The organism is Nitrosomonas sp. sh817 (genome assembly GCF_030908545.1).
GTDB lineage: Bacteria > Pseudomonadota > Gammaproteobacteria > Burkholderiales > Nitrosomonadaceae > Nitrosomonas.
The window spans coordinates 1,712,174-1,731,822 of the sequence record NZ_CP133083.1; the positions used below are offsets into that span (position 1 = coordinate 1,712,174).

Genomic DNA, 19,649 nt, shown 5'->3' on the forward strand with positions numbered 1-19,649 from the left:
TCAGCAGGATTAAATCAGATATTCAATCAAATAAATGCCGCCGATACTACTGAAAGGTACGAGCAAGTTCAGCACCATCGGATGATATGCGAGCGGCCGGTAGATACCTTCCTTGAAATCCCGGATTTCGCTGATAAACGATTGAAATTTGAACGCGTTGCCCTGGTCTTGATGCCAGGTGGCATTAACAGGTGCATCTGCTGAATTGTTTTCAAGTTTGTCAAGGATCTGATCTCTCGCATACACCGCGGCAACTCGGAGCCGGATCGCGCTGATCAGCGTCAGGAGCGCGAAAAACGCATAAACGACCAATACAAAGGGTGTGGTCGGCCAATTCTCGAAGTAATAATTGCGCGACATGACGATCAGAAACAAGCAAAAGAACGGGTAATAAATGAACTTGTTCGGCACGGAGGTATGATGGTTGATGAAATCCAGCAAGATGCGATAACGCACGACTTCCTCGGGTAAACCGTATTTATTCCGGTAGGTTTTCCTTACCGCTTCCGGCCAATCGATTTCAATTTTCGGGTTGGCCAGCAACCTGATGAAATGACTGCTTAAATGCACCCTCTCGGCGACATACAGAATTAACAGCACATAGGATAGAGTCGCAAGCCCAAACCACCATAAGTTGATCTCGTAATTGCTTTGCCCGCGGATATGGTGGAATGTAACATCATTGAGCGAAGTAAATAATGTAGCAATAACTAAAGCTGAAGTTACTAACAAAGCGATACTTACTCGTTTCCATGTAAATTCCCACTTCCCCCAGCATCGATATTCATCCCAAAGCGTGGAAAATTTAATGGGCTTTTTATCCTCAATTTTCTGATTATTTTTTATTTTTTGTTCATCTTCATTTCCTCGCTTATTTTTAATTTTCTCATTTAATAAATCATCTCTCCAACAATCAATCGATATCTTTTCTGCACCACTACAATTGAAAGTCTTATCTCTTTCATTTTCCAAATCACCCTGTTTCTCATCTGGTTGAAGATATTGTTTTCTTGTATCTCCAAAGCTGACCGATAATTTATTGTGAATACGGTAGAAGAAATATGCGGCAAGAAGTATCGCCATAACCTTCATCAACACGGAAGGCCACATGCTGGTGCCATTGGTAAACGATAATGGCTCAAGCTGGTTTTTAAACTCGAAATCAATCTCAAAAACAAAATAGGCAATCGCTGAACAAAACACCAAGACAAAAACAAAACAGATTAGAAGTTTCCGAAAATCTTTGGGTGTAAAAAAAGTAATAACAAGCACCGCCATTAGAATCATCATGGCGAAAGAACTCAACAATGTTTTTAATTCGTAGTTATCGTAATATTTTTCAAACCTTATCTTTTCATCAATAGTAATAAGCTGTGAGTCTTTTATAAATCTTTGAAAATCACCATCATAGGAATCCAAAAATCTATTAGGCTCATGGCTAATATTCACAGCACCCTCATTACCGATTTCAAACAATCGTGGCTTGTCTGTCCATTCTGTGCGATCAACTCTGAAAATATCAGAATTACACTCACTATTTTTTTGCTTCTCTTTGTCTTTACACAGTGCAAGCTGCGCAGCTAAGAATAAAGAAGTCTGATAATTCTCTCTGAAAGGCGGGGTTTTTTTCTGGAAGTCTTCGTTTAACTGCAGACCGAATGGCGACGCAACCAACAAATTACGTGTCCACTTAATTTCAGATGGATGCAAAAAACGCGCGTCGAGATCGGTGGTAAAAAACAACACGCCGGGAAACTGAAGGCGCAATGCCTGCAAGATCAGAAGCTTGTCGTAAGCATCGTGCCCGGTGATGCCGATGGCCTTGATACCGCCTTCGTGCGCATATTGCTTGTCAAGCCGTTTGATTTGCCCGGCTAGATTGAGTAGATAATCGAGTTGACTCGGGCCAACGGGACGTTCCATTTGTTCCCGGGCTTCCGCGGCATTTGTATTGTTTGCTTGTTGTTCGTGGTTCTTATTTTTGGATTCCTTGTGACCGGAAGGTGCATGTTCCGAAGTGATGCCATCCAAGCCGCGCAAGTAACTATACGTATGAATCCATGGAGTTTTATCTTTCTCTTTTACATCGAATTTTTTGATTGCATCTAAAAAAGTATCTGTCAATCGTTGGGAATAATAGGTATCCCTCTCGCCGATCAATACGATATGATGCGGTGAATCATATCCCCTATGCCTAAATTCATCTAAGCTCAGCCTTACTGAACAATTATCAGACAGAGTCGTTCCGGTTCCAACATGGTACGGCGTTACTCCCCGCAATGCCAATTCGCAGAGTAATAAATTGGCCAAGTTATCTTGTGTACCGATTGTCCGGATAATTTTTTGATCAAGCCAATTCTTATTGTTTCTCCCCGGATAGACTTTTTCGAAATCGACTGTGGCGGCGGCCACATAAAATGAAGTATCCTCAAGGTTATTATAATATTTTGATTTCTTATCCTTTTCATTAAGAGCGAATACCTCACGATACATCGTATCCAATGCACCAGAACCAAACGGACCGATGATATTAAAATTATATTTCCGATCAAATTTAGAGAGAACTTCACTCTTTAAGAAACCCAGCATTTTTAACGGTATCCGATTATCGGGATTAACAAATCCACCATTATCCAGCCAGAGCAACAAAATGGTTTCTTGTTTATTCTTAGAAAACCATTCGTACGGCATCACCGAACCCATGTGACAGAAATGCGTTTTTCTTTTTAATTCCTGATCATTACGATTTCCGCGTAATTCCTGGAGCGCCGTCTTGCAGGTTCTGTCGAAGTCAACATAATCGATATGTTCCGGGTCTTCGGGCGTATAACCAAGTTCTGTCAGTGCTGCCACCACAGCATAGCGAGTGCGTAACCGCCATTCCTTGTCTTCGGCGTAAGGACCGTTCGGCACCATGACTGCAAGAATCTGCAAATGCTTATTGGGATTCTCTGTCTCAAGCTTGATATGACATTGCAATTCTTCGATTGAGTTTGCAATCACCTGGGTATCGTCATAGGCGGAATCTCTTTTTGCAATTCTCTCATCATAACAAACCGGCTTGGGTTCCCGGTCATCATGTTCATACGCATGCTTATTTCTATCATCCTCCGGTTTTATAGACCCGGCCAATAAATAGTTTGAACTTTGAGTGATATTGCATGCCCATAGAAGAATGGAGAAAATAGATGCAAGAACCTTAAAGGATGAAGCGCTGCATGAACGGCGGCGGCAAGTGATTCGTCTTTACAAGCGAGGCAGCACTTCTGTGCAAATAGCGCAAATAACGGAACTGAGCGACACGGCTGTGAAGAAGATTATTCGACTTTATGAAACAGCTGGCGCAGCTGGACTAAAACCTGGTAGACGGGGACGAAGCGTGGGTGACAAGCGCAGCCTCAGCGAAGAGCAGGAGTTGAGATTGCAACGGCTTATTTGCGATAAGCGTCCTGAGCAACTGAAGATGGATTTTGCATTGTGGAATCGTGGCGCGGTGAGTCAGTTAATCCAGCAGGAATGTGGCCTATCCATGCCGATACGTACGGTGGGGCACTACCTTAAACGATGGGGGTTTACCCCGCAGAAGCCGATCCGGCGTGCTCACGAACAACGCCCGGAAGCGGTAAAGCAATGGCTCAATGAGCAATACCCGGAGATAGCCAGACGCGCTCGAACTGAAGGCGGTGAAATTCACTGGGGTGATGAAACAGCACTAGTCAACACGGATGTGCGAGGACGTGGTTTTGCACCCAAGGGAAAAACGCCGGTAGCCTATGCGCCTGGTACACGACAACGACTGTCAATGATTGCCACAGTGACAAACAAAGGTTGTGCACGGTGGCAGATTATCGATGGCAATTTCAATTCGGATCGGCTCATTGAGTTTTTTGAGCTTCTGATCAAAGATACGGAGAAAAAAGTGTTCTTGATCCTGGATAATTTGAGAGTACACCACAGCAAACCAGTAAAGGCTTGGCTGGAAGAAAATAAGGAAAAAATCGAATGCTTTTATTTGCCCAGCTACAGTCCGGAATTAAATCCAGAAGAGCGATTAAATTCAGATTTGAAACAGGCTATCGGTTCTAAAGTGCCGACGCGTACCAAGGAAAAATTGCGTAACGCTGCCAACGATCACATGACGATGCTGGAGAACAATCCAGAGCGTGTTGCTTCTTACTTCCAAGATCCATATGTAAAATATGCCGCTTAAAACTATTTAATGGCCGGATCAATAATAATATATTCTTTCCACTGTTCGGATCCTTCGATATCTTGAAAGTAATTTCTTCCGGCAGATTTCTGTCCTTGATATAGGATATCTCGGCAGGCAACATCGGATGACTTGTATTTTTCTGAGTCTGATGCAATTTGCGATGCTCTTCTACTGCCTGAAAAGGATCCTGCCAGAGCCGCGAACGAACATTTTCGTTGAATGCCCTGTCGGTATTTTCCATCGGCGGCCGGGTTGGCTGAAAAATGGTATTCTGGACGGCAAAAAGCCCTAATATCAGCGCGACAAAAGCTATTCCGGAAGTAATCTGGGAAGAATTGCCGTCGGTTTTGGATGGTTCACTCACGATTCGCAGTCTCAGTCATCATTGGTAATAAGCCCCCAGGCTGCTCATTCTGATAAATTGCGGGAATGCTGTCTATGATTTTTGTCACAGGCCGTCCGTAAAAGATGCGATTTAGCTAACTCCCCGGCAAGACACAGGAAAATGAACGGAACAAGGTTATCAAAGGACGCGCCCGCGCACTCACCGGATCATGCGCTATTTTTCCGGTATTGAGACCGTCTGTCAGGAATGGTACAGTTGAAAAGTTAACGTCCACCAACCGGTCATCATCATGCGGATTCAACTGAAAATTCTTTTTTTCGTTATCTTTGCCAGCTTTACCATTTCACCTCCGTTACACGCGCAACGCATCCAAACCGGATTCGATGTCCGTTTGGTCGCCGAGGGTTTGCAATTTCCGTGGGGTATGGCGTTCATGCCGGATGGCCATGTGCTGGTTACTGAAAAAATTGGCCGCTTGCGCGTGATTTCACCGGATGGGCGCGTGTCGGAACCTATCAAGGGTGTACCGGCGGTGTTCGCGCAGCAGCAAGGCGGATTGCTGGATGTCGCACTGGATCCGGATTTTTCAAAAAACCGGGTGATTTACCTGTCGTACGCCGAGCCGGAAGGGTTTAAAGCCGGTACCGCGGTGGCACGCGCGGAATTGAAGGACGGCAGTTTGGAAAATTTGAAAGTAATCTTCAGGCAACTGCCCAAAACCGAAAGCGGCGTGCATTTCGGTTCGCGCTTAGCGTTTGCGCCGGACGGCAATCTGTTCATCACCTTGGGCGACCGCGGCAATTACTTGGAAGAAGCGCAGCAAACCGACAATTATTTCGGCAAAATTATCCGCATCCGCCCGGATGGATCGATCCCCGCCGACAATCCGTTTGCCAACGATCCCAAAGCAAAACCCGAAATCTGGTCATACGGTCACCGCAGCGTGCAAGGCGCGGCGATTCATCCGAAAACCGGCGAGTTGTGGATTCACGAGCATGGCCCGAAAGGCGGTGACGAAATTAACATTCCCAAACCTGGGAAAAATTACGGCTGGCCGAAAGCCAGCTATGGTGTGCATTACGATTTAACACCGATCAAGGACGAACACGCCGAACAAGGTTTCGAGGAGCCGATTCATCATTGGACACCATCGATCGCGCCGTCCGGCATGGTTTTTTATACCGGCAATCTGTTCCCGGGCTGGCGCGGCAGTTTATTTGCCGGCGCGCTGGTTGGACGGCATGTCACAAGACTGACACATGACGGCAATACAATACGCAATGAAGAAAAATTACTGATGAATACCGTACGCTTCCGCGATGTTGAACAAGGCCCCGACGGCGCGTTGTACCTGCTGACCGATGAAGAAAACGGCAAACTGCTCAAACTGACCCCCAAGCAATCTCAATGACAATGCGAAACCCGGAATCCCCCGCTACAACCCTATCCGAGCAGTCATCGACATCCATGGAAACCCTCGATCTAAAAAATGCCGCGCTGTATATCAACCGTGAACTCAGTCTGCTGGAATTCAACCGCCGGGTGATCGAACAAGCCAAAGACGAGAGCTTACCGTTGCTCGAACGATTGCGTTTCTTATGCATCGCCAGCACCAATCTGGATGAGTTCTTTGAAATCCGCGTGGCCGGGTTGAAGCAGCAAGTCAAGTACGGTTCAACCCAAACCGGCGCCGACAACCTGTCGCCCTCGGAAGTCTTGGCGCGCGTCAGCGAAACCGCGCATCAATTTGTCGAAGAACAGTACAGCGTATGGAACAACCTGATCATTCCCGCATTGGCCAAGGACAATATCCGGCTGTTGCGCCGCTCGCAATGGAAGCTTCCAACCAGCCGCTGGATACACCGCTATTTTAAGGATGAGGTGCTACCGGTATTAAGCCCGATCGGTCTCGATCCGGCACATCCGTTCCCGCGTGTGCTGAACAAGAACCTCTATTTCATCATCTCGCTGGAAGGTAAAGACGCCTTCGGCAGGGATTCCGGCATGGCCATCGTGCAAGCGCCGCGCTCGTTGCCGCGGATTATTCATCTTCCCGCGAAGGTAGGCGGCGGCGGTCATGATTTTGTGATGCTGTCATCAATCATTCATGCGCATGTCGGCGATCTGTTTCCAGGCATGAATGTCACCGGCTGCTATCAGTTCAAAGTTACGCGCGACAGCGATTTGTTTATCGACGACGAAGAAATTGACGATTTGCTGCGCGCGCTCGAAGGCGAGCTGCCGTCACGCCGGTTCAGCGATGCGGTAAGGCTGGAAGTCGCCGACAATTGCCCGGCCAACCTGAGCCAATTCCTGCTGCAAAAATTCGATTTGCAATCCGGCGATCTCTATCAAGTCACGGGGCCGGTCAATTTGGGACGGTTGCTCGCCATCTGCGATCTGGTCGACCGCCCGGAATTAAAATTTCCCGGTTTCACACCGGACATACCCAGACGCTTGGTTAAAAACAACAACATCTTCGACGTCCTGCATAACGGCGATATCCTGCTGCATCACCCGTTCCAATCGTTTGCGCCGGTTATTGATTTTCTGCGCCAGGCAGCCGCCGATCCCAATGTGCTGTCGATTAAGCAAACGCTCTACCGCACCGGCGCCGATTCGGTGATCGTCGAAATCCTGAAGGGTGCGGCCCGTGCCGGCAAGGAAGTGACCGTCGTGGTAGAGTTACGCGCGCGCTTCGATGAAGAAGCCAATATCGAATTAGCGAGTGAATTGCAGCATGCCGGCGCACACGTGGTTTACGGGGTGGTCAACTATAAAACCCATGCCAAAATGATTCTGGTGGTCCGGCGCGAAGGCCGGCTGTTGCGCCGCTACGTGCATCTGGGTACCGGCAATTATCATGCGCGCACCGCCCGGATCTATACTGATTACGGTTTGTTAACCTGCGACAAGGCAATCGGCGAAGACGTCAATAAGTTGTTTCATCAATTGACCGGTTTAGGACGCGCCGGCAAGCTGAAGAAATTGCTGCAGTCGCCATTCACTTTGCACAAAGGCATCCTCACCTTTATCGAAAAAGAAATCAGCGCAGCCAATGCGGGGAAAAAAGGCTGGATCATCGCCAAAATGAACGCGCTGGTCGATCCGGAGATCATTGCCGCGTTGTATAAGGCATCGCAAGCCAATGTCAAAATCGACTTGATCATTCGCGGTGTTTGCTGTCTGCGTCCCGGCATTAAAGGCGTCTCCGAGAATATTACCGTGCGTTCCATCGTCGGCCGGTTTCTGGAACATACCCGGGTTTATTATTTTCACAACAGCGGCGAGGAATTGGTTTTTTGCTCCAGCGCCGATTGGATGACGCGCAATCTGCATTACCGCGTGGAAGTCTGTTTTCCTATCGAAGAAAAACGCACCAGCGACACGGTATTGGATTACGGCTTGTTGAACTATCTGTCGGACAACACGCAAGCGTGGATGCTGCAAAGCGACGGTTCGTACAAGCGGCTAAAACCCGGTACTTCAAAACCCCGCTCGGCGCAGCAGCTCTTGTTGGAGCATTATTGCGATGTCACGCCTTCGTAACAGATCAATGGATTGGAGCTACTGCTTCACTTCAAGTAAACCACATAATCGCTCGATGGAAACCGGATTGGGTTGATTCGCTTCGTTCAGCAGTTGCACCACCGCGTCAAACGGTATCGGGCGGCTGAAGTAATAACCTTGCTGCAAATGACAGTGATTATCCATTAATATCCGCACCTGCTTTTCCGATTCAACGCCTTCCGCGATAATCGCCAACCCAAGATTCCCTCCCAGACCGATGATGGCTTGTACAATGGTTAAGTCATTGAGATTCTGATCCAAAGCCCGGATAAACGACTTATCAATTTTCAGAATATCGATCGGCAATTCCCGCAGCAGCGTCAGTGAAGAATACCCGGTGCCAAAATCATCGAGCGCAATCAAAACACCCAGCGCCCGGATCCGCTCCAAAATCTCGGAAGCGCGCCCCAAATCGCAAACGACGGCGGTTTCGGTAACTTCGAGTATCAACGAAGCCGGCGGCAATTGCGTTTCCATTAATACCTGCGACAGGGTGTGCACGAAATTACCGTGCAACAATTGATGCGGGTGCACATTGACGGAAATATGAACGGCTCGCCCATCGGAAATTAACCGCCGGGCATCCCGGCACGCCGTGCGCAGCACCTTCTCTCCCAATTGCCCCATCAATCCGACGCTTTCCGCCAATGGAACAAACTCGCTGGGGGATAATTCGCCCCGGCTGCGATGCGGCCACCGCACCAGCGCTTCCAAGCGCACAATGCGCCGCTGGTACACATCGACGATCGGCTGATATAACACCAGCAATCCATCATGGCTTAACGCCAGCCGCAATTCCTTCTCCAGCTCCAACCGGTCACGCGTCCATGCCATCGACGACTCACTTGAATAAAATCCGAAATTGTCGCCACCCTCATTTTTTACGCGATGAATCGCGGTACTGGCACGCTCCAAAACTTCTTCGCAATTGGCGCCATTGTCCGGAAAAAAGCTGATACCGATACTCACCGTTACGAATATATCCTGATCGAGCAAATGGAATTGATGGCGGATCGCAGCGAGAATTTTCTGCGCTAACTGAAGCGCGCCTTCTTCTTTATCCAAAGAATTGAATAATAGAACAAATTCATCGCCTCCCCAGCGCGCCGCGATCGGATCCGGCCCTACGGTTTCGACAAGCCGTTGTGAAACCATTTTCAATAATTCATCGCCGGCGCGATGACCCAAGGCATCGTTAATTTTTTTAAAACCGTCGAGTGCCACAAAAAAAACGGCAATCGTTTGCGGGATTGAGGCCGCCGTCATTTCTTCGAATCGCGCCATTAGCAAAGCCCGGTTGGGCAATTGGGTCAAACTGTCGTAGCTTGCCTGATAAGCGACCTGCCGAGTCAACTCAACGGTATCGGTAATATCCGCCAATGCCACCACGTAGCCGATCAGGACATCCTGTTCATCGCGCAGCACATGCCGGGAAATACGCACCGCGCGTTTCTCGTTACCGGTGGTGTTGACATAACACTGCATCGTCGTCGCATCGGAGGCGGAAAGGAACAATTCAAAATCATCCGGTCCGGTTGAGCTGCCATCGCGCATTTGACTCAGCCTGATCAGCTTGGTCAATAAAACGCCTTGCACCATATTTAAAGGCAACCCAAGGATTCTCTCCGCTCCCTTGTTCATATAGACAATTTGATCTTGCGCATCGGTGGTGATAACGCCGTCTCCTACAGACTCCAACGCTGCGCTCGACTGGACTTTGGTTTGAAACAGCGAATACATGAACTCGTTGATCCGCTTCCAATTCAGCAATGGATAAATTGCAATGGTGCCAAGCATGGCTGCCGTTGGCGGAAACCAGATACGGCCATGATTCAATAACAGCCAAACCAGCAATAATCCGGATATCAGCGCAGCCGATAACCAAGGGATGGAAATACTGCGTAAATAAATACCGGCCACGAGCAAAATCATCAATACCCATGTGGCTGAAGCGATACATGCCATCACACTGGGAAGCGGCGTAACGGCACGATCATGCAGCAACATGTTTACCACATTAGCGTGCCATTCAATGCCGCTCATGGGTTGCCGGTTCACCGGAGAAACCGGCGTTGCAAATCTTGTTCCCATGCCGGCAGCTGTCATGCCGACCAATACAATTTTGTCTCGCAAACCGGCAAGCAGGCGATCATCCGACAATACCTGCGCATACGAAAATTGCCGGAAACTGCCGGACGGTCCGGCGTAAGGTATCAACACCTCCTGGGTCCGTACCCAAATTCCGGCGGCTGCGCTGCCGTAACCGGAAAAAGATTGAGAGTCATCGGTTACCGGTCCGGTCTTGGCATAATTTGCGACCGCAAACCCCAGCGCCGGCCAGACGGGTTGATCGATTCCTGCTTTCAGATAAATACGGCGGGCAATGCCGTCGCTATCCAATTCGATATCCGTATGACCTAGAATTGCATGCTGCCGGAAGATATTCAGCGGCTCAACCAGGAAAATTTGTTCAAAACCGTTCTCACCCGGCGCTACCGGTAAAATTACCGCGCCATGCTGCGCCATGGCCGATGCAAGCAGTTCATCCGCATAGCGATCATTTTCCTGAGGCTCCGCAAACAATAAATCAAGCGCAATCACGCGACTCCCGGCACGTTGGAGCCGTTGAATAAGCTCAGCGTGTACGCTTCTTGACCAAGGCCAGCGGCCTAACATTTGCAAACTGCTTTCATCAATCGCCACGATGGCAATACGATCGTCGGGCACGTCGTGCCGCACGACCGTGAGCCGGTCATAAAGAACCGCATCGATCCGTTCCAGCGTATCGAAATAAGACAATGCGCCGACGCCCGAAAGCAACAGAAATGCGCGCAGCAGAAACGTGCTGCGATAAATCCTGTGTAACCACTGGATCATAACAACAGATCAATGAGCGGCGCGAATGGCAATATCAGCCAATAGGGATTGGCATAGGGTATTTCAACGGCTTGCGGCGGCCCCCAAGGCCCTTCAAATCCATCCGCTTCGATGGTTTTGGTACGAAGATAGTAAGTACCGCCGTCGGGGCGTTGAACCGTCAGCCGTGTTGCCGGCGTTTGCTCGTCATGCAAAATTTGCTGGAATTCCTTGTCGCTCGCCAGTTGAAAATGAAAGCGCTGTCCCTCGCCGCCCGCGCGCCATCCGAATGTCATTTGCGACTTATCGAACTTGGTTTCTTCCATCGCTGGCCCGGGATAAGGCATCCGGAAAGGTATGGCATCGGTAAACGGGCCCATGCCCTCGGTCTCAGAAACCGATGCAATCCGCCAAAAATAATGGCCCGGCGTCAGCGGATCGGTCAAATGGAATTTGTTGTTTTTAACTTGCGTATCTTGCGCAATCAGATCCGTGAAACCGGCATCCTTGCTCACCATCACAATATAGTGCGAGGCTTCCGGCTGCACCGCCCATTGAAATTCCCGGGCCACCGGGTCCGCCACGCCATCCGGCAAAGGCGCTAGAATGAAAGGCGGTTCCGGGCGGGCGTTCAATGTGAAAGCAATCACTGCGTCATAGCCTTCAATGCCGTTCACATCAATGCCACGAACACGCAGCCAGTAATCACCGTCGGGAATATCGCCATCGCGGAACGGCAGTTTGCCGGTGGTAAATTCGGTCCTCAGGCTCTCAAAATTTTGATCGCTGGCAATCTGCGCGCGGTAAGCCACCGCGCCTTCCAACGGATTCAAGGTAATGACCAGCGGTAATTGTTCATACAACGATGGCGTGCTGCTTAGATCCGGCGGCGGCAGCAACTTGACCGGCGCACCCGGCGGCAATCCTTGCGCAGTGACAGTTCCATAACCGGCCGGAACACCGATTTCTTTGGCTTCAGCGCTCACTTGCACTAATCCGCTTAATACCTCGCTGCTGGTGCTTTCGTTCATACCGGTCATGCCGACACGAAAATCCGTACCACGCACCGAACTCACCGCTGAGGGCGTTTTAATCCGGAATCGCGTACCGGTCTCCGATTTCTCCGGCACGGCACTTTCCGTTCTTCCCTGCTGCAAATCTATCAAAGTATCCACCAGGCCGAAGTCACCGAAGATTTTCATCGCATTGATGCGGATCAGACTACCGTCCTGTAAGCGCAGAATCGAATGATCGGCAAATTCAACAGTGACAAAACCGTCGTTGTCACTGCGGATCTCATCACCGGCGAACAGCTGCATCCCCAGTTCGATGGGTATATTTTCACCGGAATCGGAGCGCTTCAACATCGCCGTCCCTTGCACATTGATCACGCGGGCGCTGACACCATCAGTTGTTTGTTTTGACCAGGCTACCGGTATCCTGATTTGGGTTCCCGGCGGAATCGCATAGGGATTAAGGATTTTGTTGAGCTGTTGCAACTGGCGAACATAGCGCATGCTGCTGAGATGCCGCTCGGTGACATTCCACAAGTTATCGCCGGGACGTACGGTATAAATCCATTCTTCGGCGGCCGCAGGTGCCGTCATTGCCAGCAAACCGGTAAACATCCATACCCAGCCAATCCAATTCATATTTGATTTGCAAAGTTTCATCAGCTTCTCCGGCTCGTAGCTCGTGTCAGATTATTCTGAATTTTAAGGGAAAAACTTAAAATTAGCTATGCAATGATTTTAACCGGCGTGCCGGCCTCGACGAGATCGAACATCTCCACCAAGTCGCTATTACGCATGCGAATACAGCCGATCGACCCCGGTTTACCCATTTCCACGCTGTCCGGCGTACCGTGGATATAAATATAGCGGCGCATGGTATCGACCGGGCCTAGGCGGTTAAATCCCGGTTCGCAGCCGGATAGCCAGAGAATGCGGGTAAGAATCCAGTCGCGTTTGGGAAATTGTTCCGCCAGTTGCGGCGAATAAATTTCACCGGTCGGGCGGCGCCGCACGAATACGGTATTGAGCGGCTGCCCGGCGCCGATCTTGGCGCGGATGATATGTTTACCGAGCGGCGTGCGGAAACTGCCGTTTTCCTGCCCGGTGCCGTTTCTGGCCGATGAAATGCGGTATCGCTTGATAATCCGCTCTTGCGCATCGAATAATTCCAGCTCCTGAACAGCAATATGAATATTAATGCGCATGATTGCACGGCCCGGTTGATTTGCGGCGTTGCGCAAAAAATTGTTTGAGTAACGACCCGGCTTCCGGCGCAAGCACGCCGGCAGTGACCTGTAAATGATGATTCAGGCGGTTTTCCATCGGCAAATCGATGACGCTGCCGCATGCGCCGGTCTTGGGATCGTTTGCGGCAAAAACCAGGCGTTGAATGCGCGCGTGAAACATCGCGCCGATGCACATCACGCACGGCTCCAAGGTGACATACAAGGTACAATCGAGCAAGCGGTAATTGCGTAAATGATTGCCGGCATCGCGCAACGCCATAATTTCAGCATGCGCTGTCGGATCGGTGGCGGAAATCGGGCGGTTGTGGCCGCGTCCGACGATGATGCCGCGTTGTACCACTACCGCGCCGACCGGCACTTCACCGCATGCCTGCGCCTGTTGCGCGAGCGCCAAGGCCGCCTGCATAAATTGTGTATCCGCTTCCGTCATCGGTTCTCTTAAATCCGGAATGATAAAGTTTTGGGTAAAGAAATGATTAATTATGATACATTGCAGCGCGTAAAGGCGGAAACCGCCGGTTCAAATTGTTTTTCCACATTGATTAAACCAGCCGATTATTGACACCATGTTTTCCGAAGCGCACACACATCTTCACACGGTCCGCGACTTGTTACGTTTTGCTGTCAGCCAGTTTAACAAAGCCGGATTGCATTCCGGCCACGGCTCCGCCACTGCCTACGATGAAGCCGCCTATCTTATTCTGAAAACGCTCTATTTGCCACTCGACCAGCTTGAACCGTTTCTCGATGCGCGTGTCACCGCAACCGAATGCAAACAGGTTCTCGCCATTCTCGAGCGCCGCGTTCATGAGCGCATCCCCGCTGCCTATCTGACGCATGAGGCCTGGCTCGGCGAATTCAGTTTTTATGTCGACGAGCGCGTCATCATCCCGCGTTCGTTCATTGCCGAACTGCTGCAAACGCAATTGTCACCGTGGATCGGCGACCCCGACCAGGTCACATCGGCGCTCGATCTCTGCACCGGCTCCGGTTGTCTTGCCATTTTGATGGCTCACGCCTTTGCAAATGCGCAGATCGACGCCGCCGACATTTCCGTGGATGCGCTCGCCGTCGCGCATAAAAACGTGGAGGATTATGGATTGCAAGATCGTATCAGCCTGATCGAATCCGATTTGTTTTCGGCGCTGCAAGGAAAACGTTATGATCTGATCATCAGCAACCCGCCGTACGTCAATGCCGAATCGATGGCGCAACTGCCGCAGGAATACCGTCATGAACCGGAAAACGCGCTGGCAAGCGGCGCAGACGGTCTCGATGCCACCCGGCAAATCCTGCAGCATGCCGCCCGGCACTTAACCGAAGACGGCATCCTTATCGTCGAAATCGGCCACAACCGCGATGCCCTGGAACTGGCATTTCCGCAATTACCGTTTACCTGGCTGGAAACCAGCAGCGGTGATGAATTTGTGTTTTTGTTGCAGCAGAGTCAATTATCACGCGGAAAATCATGATTCTTATTGATCTCCATCTCAAAAAATAACGACAAATCATAGCTATAAAAAATAGACCTTCTCGCTGATATTTCTGGCTCTTTTTTGTATTACCAGAATGAATTTGCTTAAGAGAAAAACGTGTACAAATCAAAAAATAACGCACCCCAAGAACTTCTGGTTTAGGAAGTCATTTACATGACGCGTGTATACCATACTGATCGGGAAGTTGGTCAAGAAACTTTGCAGGCATCGGGCCACGATCAATTACACTTTTGTTCCTGAAACACCAATAGACTTCCTGACTCGGAATCCATCGACGCACAAGTTCACCATTAACCTTGTACACCCTCCAACTTGTAATCGATCCGTCACTATTTTTCCAGCCGACTATACTACCGCTCATCGGCGCATGCACTCGCTTTGCAAGCTCCTTTTCGACATCGACTGTTCCGTTTGATTTGTACTTGCAATCCCCGCTTACGTCTCTAGGTTTTGCTGTTGCTGCAACCGATGTTTTTGTACCTGTTACCATACCAACGTGCAAATGTACTCCTTCAAAGGCGTAGACAGGCTTCCCTAGCACTTCGCCCTTCAATACATAATCACCTTCTTTCCAATCTTGATTATAGACCCGGCCAATAAATAGTTTGAACTTTGAGTGATATTGCATGCCCATAGAAGAATGGAGAAAATAGATGCAAGAACCTTAAAGGATGAAGCGCTGCATGAACGGCGGCGGCAAGTGATTCGTCTTTACAAGCGAGGCAGCACTTCTGTGCAAATAGCGCAAATAACGGAACTGAGCGACACGGCTGTGAAGAAGATTATTCGACTTTATGAAACAGCTGGCGCAGCTGGACTAAAACCTGGTAGACGGGGACGAAGCGTGGGTGACAAGCGCAGCCTCAGCGAAGAGCAGGAGTTGAGATTGCAACGGCTTATTTGCGATAAGCGTCCTGAGCAACTGAAGATGGATTTTGCATTGTGGAATCGTGGCGCGGTGAGTCAGTTAATCCAGCAGGAATGTGGCCTATCCATGCCGATACGTACGGTGGGGCACTACCTTAAACGATGGGGGTTTACCCCGCAGAAGCCGATCCGGCGTGCTTACGAACAACGCCCGGAAGCGGTAAAGCAATGGCTCAATGAGCAATACCCGGAGATAGCCAGACGCGCTCGAACTGAAGGCGGTGAAATTCACTGGGGTGATGAAACAGCACTAGTCAACACGGATGTGCGAGGACGTGGTTTTGCACCCAAGGGAAAAACGCCGGTAGCCTATGCGCCTGGTACACGACAACGACTGTCAATGATTGCCACAGTGACAAACAAAGGTTGTGCACGGTGGCAGATTATCGATGGCAATTTCAATTCGGATCGGCTCATTGAGTTTTTTGAGCTTCTGATCAAAGATACGGAGAAAAAAGTGTTCTTGATCCTGGATAATTTGAGAGTACACCACAGCAAACCAGTAAAGGCTTGGCTGGAAGAAAATAAGGAAAAAATCGAATGCTTTTATTTGCCCAGCTACAGTCCGGAATTAAATCCAGAAGAGCGATTAAATTCAGATTTGAAACAGGCTATCGGTTCTAAAGTGCCGACGCGTACCAAGGAAAAATTGCGTAACGCTGCCAACGATCACATGACGATGCTGGAGAACAATCCAGAGCGTGTTGCTTCTTACTTCCAAGATCCATATGTAAAATATGCCGCTTAAAACTATTTAATGGCCGGATCAATAGTACGCGGGTTAGTAGCCAGTTGTAAATGTGCATGTGCGATAGTCAGTGACTTGCCGTTTCTGTCAAAATACTCAATCAAAAATACTTCGTGTGATGCTGAACCCCACAATTCCCCTACTTTTATTATCCTACCGTCACCGATGGCTTGCGCTTCATCCTCTGTGGTTGCAGCAAAATCAGTTCCAGTATGCTTCGACCGTCCTGATTCGAGGTAATACTCATAATTACCACCATTCTTAATGGCATTCGGACACCCAAGTGACAGCGCTCCATAGTTCGCTGTTACCTGCAAGCTAGTTTTTTTCAAGGGCCGTTCCCAACTTGCCGGCCACGCAGCCGCTCTTGTTATTGCAGTTGCTGCGATTGCTTCCATACTCATTAAACACATCATGGCGATAACACCAAATATTTGCGCTATACCTCCTGTTGGATTAGCAAGCAAGTAGTGTTTCGCACTTGAAAACATGTTGACTTTATTCTCAATATTATTGATTTTTTTCATGATTTCCTCCTCAAATGAAGCATTCTACAAGAAGATATCGGAAATAAATAGACAGTTCGCCAGCAAAGATACAAAGTATTAGAACAATTCAGCTGATACAAATACCCTATTGACTAGTCACGATTTCTTTTATGCAGTTCTATCAAACTTCAAATTCATTCATATTCCATTTTGATGATCCGGTAAATTCAGGAAAAACAACATCATTTTTGTTAAACCGCCAACTCGCGCCAACAAATGTACTTCCTCAAGTTATCAATCAAGGTTAGCTTTGTCCTTCTTTAAATCATAAGCAATTGACTAGCAATGTGAATTAATTTGTGTTTTTGCTGCAGCGGAAGCAGTTAATACCATAGCCAACAACCCTTTAAATCATTTTGCATGTGATTACAAAAATTTCGATGTTAAAATCGATCAAAATGTTAACAGTCCCGTCATTCACAGCAATGCAACTTTGCCGGATAAGGAGAGAAACATGGTCCCGTATAACCGTATAGCCCCAGTAAATTCCAATATACCGGTCAAAATTTTGGCAATTTTCTGGATTGCGGGGATGCTAGCAAGTTGTGGCACAACCAATCCGACCCCGGACAATAATGTACCTTTCCCCAACGCATGCACTTCCGATCCGCAAGGCATCAATTCCGGTCTCAGCCTGAGCCAATCCATGCCGGATAGAGCACCCGAACTGCTCACAATCGGCGGACAGCAATTTTGCGCGGGATATCAGTTAAAAGCTCAGCGTTTATCCGGCACCGCAGGCATCACGATTTTCCCTGGAGGAGAAGAAAACGCGATCGCTGCCTGTGTACCTCGCGATTCGCGCTACAACGCCGATGCTCATGCAGTCGCATTGCAGCCGCTGCCCTCCGCGCAATGCGTTACGGCCGGTCGCATCGAGTTTCCGGTAGAGTTGCGATTTTCGTTGAATTACAAAGCCGTCTGGGCAACCAATCTGAACGAACCCGGCTTATGCATCCTCCGCTCCCGGGTGGATTACGGTCAGTTCGATGTCACCAATTTCGATCGTGTCGATGCAGTATTGCAAAATAGAGTCCGTGAAGACATCCACCGCCAGATCGACTTGAGCGCGGCCAATGAGCTGAATTTACGCACAATTCTTTCCGGCGCAACCGGACGGCAGCTCAGTCAAGGGTCTAATCCGCGTTGTGCCGATTGGCAAGAACTGTAACTCGGTGACAACGCACTTTTATCAAATCACTCCCCAGTGAACAACACCACGCGCATCAATAATTCTCCATCAAGACAACCGAAGCCTAGACTTAAACGCCGGCGTAATGCGGTGATAGGCAGCGATCGCATCTTACCGAGAACCCGCAGGCGTCCCTCAAAAAACCTGTTCGATGGGTTCCGGCGAAAACTGCTGTTCACCAGCATTGAAATCACCGCGTTGTTCATTGCCGCGGCATGCGCGACTATCGTGCTGCTTGGTCATGCTGCCAACCGGTTTTCAGGCGCCGGTTTTTTTGCCAATATGTTGCCATTTACCGCAGGCATTCTGATATTGATACTGATAACCAGCATCTTCCTGATCGGGTGGTGGAAGTTGCGGCAATGGCTGCGGTTGCATTCGGAATATTGGATTCTCGCTTTATCGGTAGCGCTCGCATTGCAAACCATGTGGTTTGTCACGCACGACCAATTCACCATGGCATACGGCCATTTCCGCACACTGGTCGGCGGCAAGGAAGAAGCCGGGCGCGTAACGATTGCGCACCAAGTCTACGCCGCATACCGGCGGCAAGATCCAGCGCAGTTGCAGAAAATGCTCGACCGTTCCCGGGATTATCGTGAAGCGATCGAAGATGCATCGCGGATATTCAGAATCGATGTTCACTTACTGCACGGTCTCGCAGCGACCGAATCATCATTCATTCCGCGCACCAGCAGCGACGGCGGACGTGGTTTGTTTCAAATCACACGCGTGCCGGAAGCAGCGATCAACCAGGCGCGCCGATACCTGGGTGTGGAAAAAATTGCATTGGATAATCACAAGCACAATGCCTTCGTTGCTGCCGCGACGTTCAAACACTATTTGGCGGAAATGAACGGCGATCTGTTTCTGGGACTGCTGGCGTATAACATCGGCCCGGCAAACGGCGGCCTGCGCTTCATCATGCAACAATACGGCGCAACCGACTTCACCACGATACAGCCGTATCTGCAAACATTGCCGCGCGATTATCCGATCCGGGTGTTGAGTTATTCGCTGGCATTCCGGCTATGGCACCAAGAAGGCAAGCTGCTGGCGTATGAAGAAGGCAGTAATGCCATCCGCATCCAGCGCATCGGCATACCGGGATTGCATGGCGGTTTGTGATGACGGTGTTGAGGCGCTTTTAGATACGCGAGCATTGATTCGCTTAACGGCTTTGCGTGTATAGTACGCATCCGGTTTCCATTTTATGAAAGGAGTCACAACGATGTCTAATACCGTGATTGACTGCGAACTGCACGATTTTGTCGAAGTCGCGTGCATGTACCGCTATCAATTGAAGCTCATTTTAAAGGACGGTCAAGTAATCGAAGGCAAAGCCGTCGATATCGCCAGCACGCCCGACAAGCGCGAATGCCTGATCGTCGAAAACGATACGCAGCAGCAAGTCGATTTGATGTCGCTCGCCAAGATGGAAGTTTTAACGCCTAACGCCAAGTTCAGCGAAGTCGTGTTCGATTAATTGTCCG

General features: G+C 49.4%; 15 protein-coding genes. 8 read left to right on the plus strand and 7 right to left on the minus strand.

Annotation, left to right across the window (positions count from 1 at the left end; all coding sequences use genetic code 11):
- Positions 1-9 precede the first annotated feature (9 nt).
- On the minus strand, positions 10-3,132 hold the full coding sequence (locus tag RBH92_RS08030) for an energy-coupling factor transporter transmembrane component T family protein (RefSeq protein ID WP_307931592.1): 3,123 nt from the start codon (positions 3,130-3,132) through the stop codon (positions 10-12).
- Between the two features lie 43 nt (positions 3,133-3,175).
- Between RBH92_RS08030 and RBH92_RS08035 the strand changes: the two genes are divergently transcribed.
- The 3 genes from RBH92_RS08035 to ppk1 all read left to right on the plus strand — a co-directional run bounded on the left by RBH92_RS08035 (position 3,176) and on the right by ppk1 (position 8,108).
- On the plus strand, positions 3,176-4,210 hold the full coding sequence (locus RBH92_RS08035) for an IS630 family transposase (protein ID WP_307931593.1): 1,035 nt from the start codon (positions 3,176-3,178) through the stop codon (positions 4,208-4,210).
- Between the two features lie 638 nt (positions 4,211-4,848).
- Positions 4,849-5,970 (plus strand): PQQ-dependent sugar dehydrogenase, encoded by a 1,122-nt coding sequence (locus RBH92_RS08040; RefSeq protein WP_307931594.1) that lies wholly within the window; start codon positions 4,849-4,851, stop codon positions 5,968-5,970.
- Between the two features lie 56 nt (positions 5,971-6,026).
- Positions 6,027-8,108: a polyphosphate kinase 1 gene (gene ppk1, locus RBH92_RS08045; protein WP_307933947.1), complete on the plus strand. Its 2,082-nt coding sequence runs from the start codon at positions 6,027-6,029 to the stop codon at positions 8,106-8,108.
- Positions 8,109-8,126: 18 nt separating this feature from the next.
- Here ppk1 and RBH92_RS08050 read toward each other — a convergent pair whose 3' ends face one another.
- From RBH92_RS08050 to tadA, 4 genes are all read right to left on the minus strand, one after another.
- Positions 8,127-11,006: an EAL domain-containing protein gene (locus tag RBH92_RS08050; protein WP_307931595.1), complete on the minus strand. Its 2,880-nt coding sequence runs from the start codon at positions 11,004-11,006 to the stop codon at positions 8,127-8,129.
- Positions 11,003-12,658: a FecR domain-containing protein gene (locus RBH92_RS08055; RefSeq protein ID WP_307931596.1), complete on the minus strand. Its 1,656-nt coding sequence runs from the start codon at positions 12,656-12,658 to the stop codon at positions 11,003-11,005. Before RBH92_RS08055 ends, RBH92_RS08050 begins: the two co-directional genes overlap by 4 nt.
- Before the next feature lie 65 nt (positions 12,659-12,723).
- Positions 12,724-13,203, minus strand: coding sequence for a L,D-transpeptidase (locus tag RBH92_RS08060; protein ID WP_307931597.1), 480 nt, complete (start codon positions 13,201-13,203; stop codon positions 12,724-12,726).
- The gene (gene tadA / locus RBH92_RS08065) at positions 13,193-13,675 is read right to left on the minus strand and encodes a tRNA adenosine(34) deaminase TadA (RefSeq protein WP_307931598.1); all 483 of its coding nucleotides are present in this window, start codon (positions 13,673-13,675) and stop codon (positions 13,193-13,195) included. The genes RBH92_RS08060 and tadA overlap by 11 nt, the downstream gene beginning before the upstream one ends.
- A 136-nt stretch (positions 13,676-13,811) precedes the next feature.
- On the opposite strand from tadA, the gene prmB reads away from it, so the two are divergent.
- Positions 13,812-14,717 (plus strand): 50S ribosomal protein L3 N(5)-glutamine methyltransferase, encoded by a 906-nt coding sequence (gene prmB / locus RBH92_RS08070; RefSeq protein ID WP_307931599.1) that lies wholly within the window; start codon positions 13,812-13,814, stop codon positions 14,715-14,717.
- Between the two features lie 169 nt (positions 14,718-14,886).
- Here the strand turns inward: prmB and RBH92_RS08075 are convergent, their stop codons facing one another.
- Entirely contained in the window at positions 14,887-15,375 is a 489-nt protein-coding gene (locus tag RBH92_RS08075) for a hypothetical protein (RefSeq protein WP_307931600.1), read from the minus strand.
- A 6-nt stretch (positions 15,376-15,381) separates the two neighbouring features.
- Here RBH92_RS08075 and RBH92_RS08080 point away from each other — a divergent pair, with 6 nt between their 5' ends.
- Positions 15,382-16,416 (plus strand): IS630 family transposase, encoded by a 1,035-nt coding sequence (locus RBH92_RS08080; protein WP_307931601.1) that lies wholly within the window; start codon positions 15,382-15,384, stop codon positions 16,414-16,416.
- A gap of 2 nt (positions 16,417-16,418) precedes the next feature.
- Here RBH92_RS08080 and RBH92_RS08085 read toward each other — a convergent pair whose 3' ends face one another.
- The gene (locus tag RBH92_RS08085) at positions 16,419-16,943 is read right to left on the minus strand and encodes a hypothetical protein (RefSeq protein ID WP_307931602.1); all 525 of its coding nucleotides are present in this window, start codon (positions 16,941-16,943) and stop codon (positions 16,419-16,421) included.
- A 553-nt stretch (positions 16,944-17,496) separates the two neighbouring features.
- Here RBH92_RS08085 and RBH92_RS08090 point away from each other — a divergent pair.
- From RBH92_RS08090 to RBH92_RS08100, 3 genes are all read left to right on the plus strand, one after another.
- On the plus strand, positions 17,497-18,135 hold the full coding sequence (locus tag RBH92_RS08090; RefSeq protein WP_307931603.1) for a hypothetical protein: 639 nt from the start codon (positions 17,497-17,499) through the stop codon (positions 18,133-18,135).
- Positions 18,136-18,171: 36 nt separating this feature from the next.
- Entirely contained in the window at positions 18,172-19,284 is a 1,113-nt protein-coding gene (locus tag RBH92_RS08095) for a lytic transglycosylase domain-containing protein (protein ID WP_307931604.1), read from the plus strand.
- A gap of 103 nt (positions 19,285-19,387) precedes the next feature.
- Positions 19,388-19,642 carry a Rho-binding antiterminator gene (locus RBH92_RS08100; protein WP_292923851.1) on the plus strand — a complete coding sequence of 85 codons (255 nt, stop codon included), beginning with the start codon at positions 19,388-19,390 and terminating at the stop codon, positions 19,640-19,642.
- Positions 19,643-19,649: the final 7 nt, after the last annotated feature.

What these genes read in the sequence shown, in the direction of transcription:
- RBH92_RS08035 (WP_307931593.1), top strand. Translation starts at nt 3,176, where the DNA reads ATGGAGAAAATAGATGCAAGAACCTTAAAGGATGAAGCGCTGCATGAA.
- RBH92_RS08040 (WP_307931594.1), top strand. Translation starts at nt 4,849, where the DNA reads ATGCGGATTCAACTGAAAATTCTTTTTTTCGTTATCTTTGCCAGCTTT.
- ppk1 (WP_307933947.1), top strand. Translation starts at nt 6,027, where the DNA reads ATGGAAACCCTCGATCTAAAAAATGCCGCGCTGTATATCAACCGTGAA.
- RBH92_RS08050 (WP_307931595.1), bottom strand. Translation starts at nt 11,006, where the DNA reads ATGATCCAGTGGTTACACAGGATTTATCGCAGCACGTTTCTGCTGCGC.
- RBH92_RS08055 (WP_307931596.1), bottom strand. Translation starts at nt 12,658, where the DNA reads ATGAAACTTTGCAAATCAAATATGAATTGGATTGGCTGGGTATGGATG.
- RBH92_RS08060 (WP_307931597.1), bottom strand. Translation starts at nt 13,203, where the DNA reads ATGCGCATTAATATTCATATTGCTGTTCAGGAGCTGGAATTATTCGAT.
- tadA (WP_307931598.1), bottom strand. Translation starts at nt 13,675, where the DNA reads ATGACGGAAGCGGATACACAATTTATGCAGGCGGCCTTGGCGCTCGCG.
- prmB (WP_307931599.1), top strand. Translation starts at nt 13,812, where the DNA reads ATGTTTTCCGAAGCGCACACACATCTTCACACGGTCCGCGACTTGTTA.
- RBH92_RS08075 (WP_307931600.1), bottom strand. Translation starts at nt 15,375, where the DNA reads ATGGGCATGCAATATCACTCAAAGTTCAAACTATTTATTGGCCGGGTC.
- RBH92_RS08080 (WP_307931601.1), top strand. Translation starts at nt 15,382, where the DNA reads ATGGAGAAAATAGATGCAAGAACCTTAAAGGATGAAGCGCTGCATGAA.
- RBH92_RS08085 (WP_307931602.1), bottom strand. Translation starts at nt 16,943, where the DNA reads ATGAAAAAAATCAATAATATTGAGAATAAAGTCAACATGTTTTCAAGT.
- RBH92_RS08090 (WP_307931603.1), top strand. Translation starts at nt 17,497, where the DNA reads ATGCTAGCAAGTTGTGGCACAACCAATCCGACCCCGGACAATAATGTA.
- RBH92_RS08100 (WP_292923851.1), top strand. Translation starts at nt 19,388, where the DNA reads ATGTCTAATACCGTGATTGACTGCGAACTGCACGATTTTGTCGAAGTC.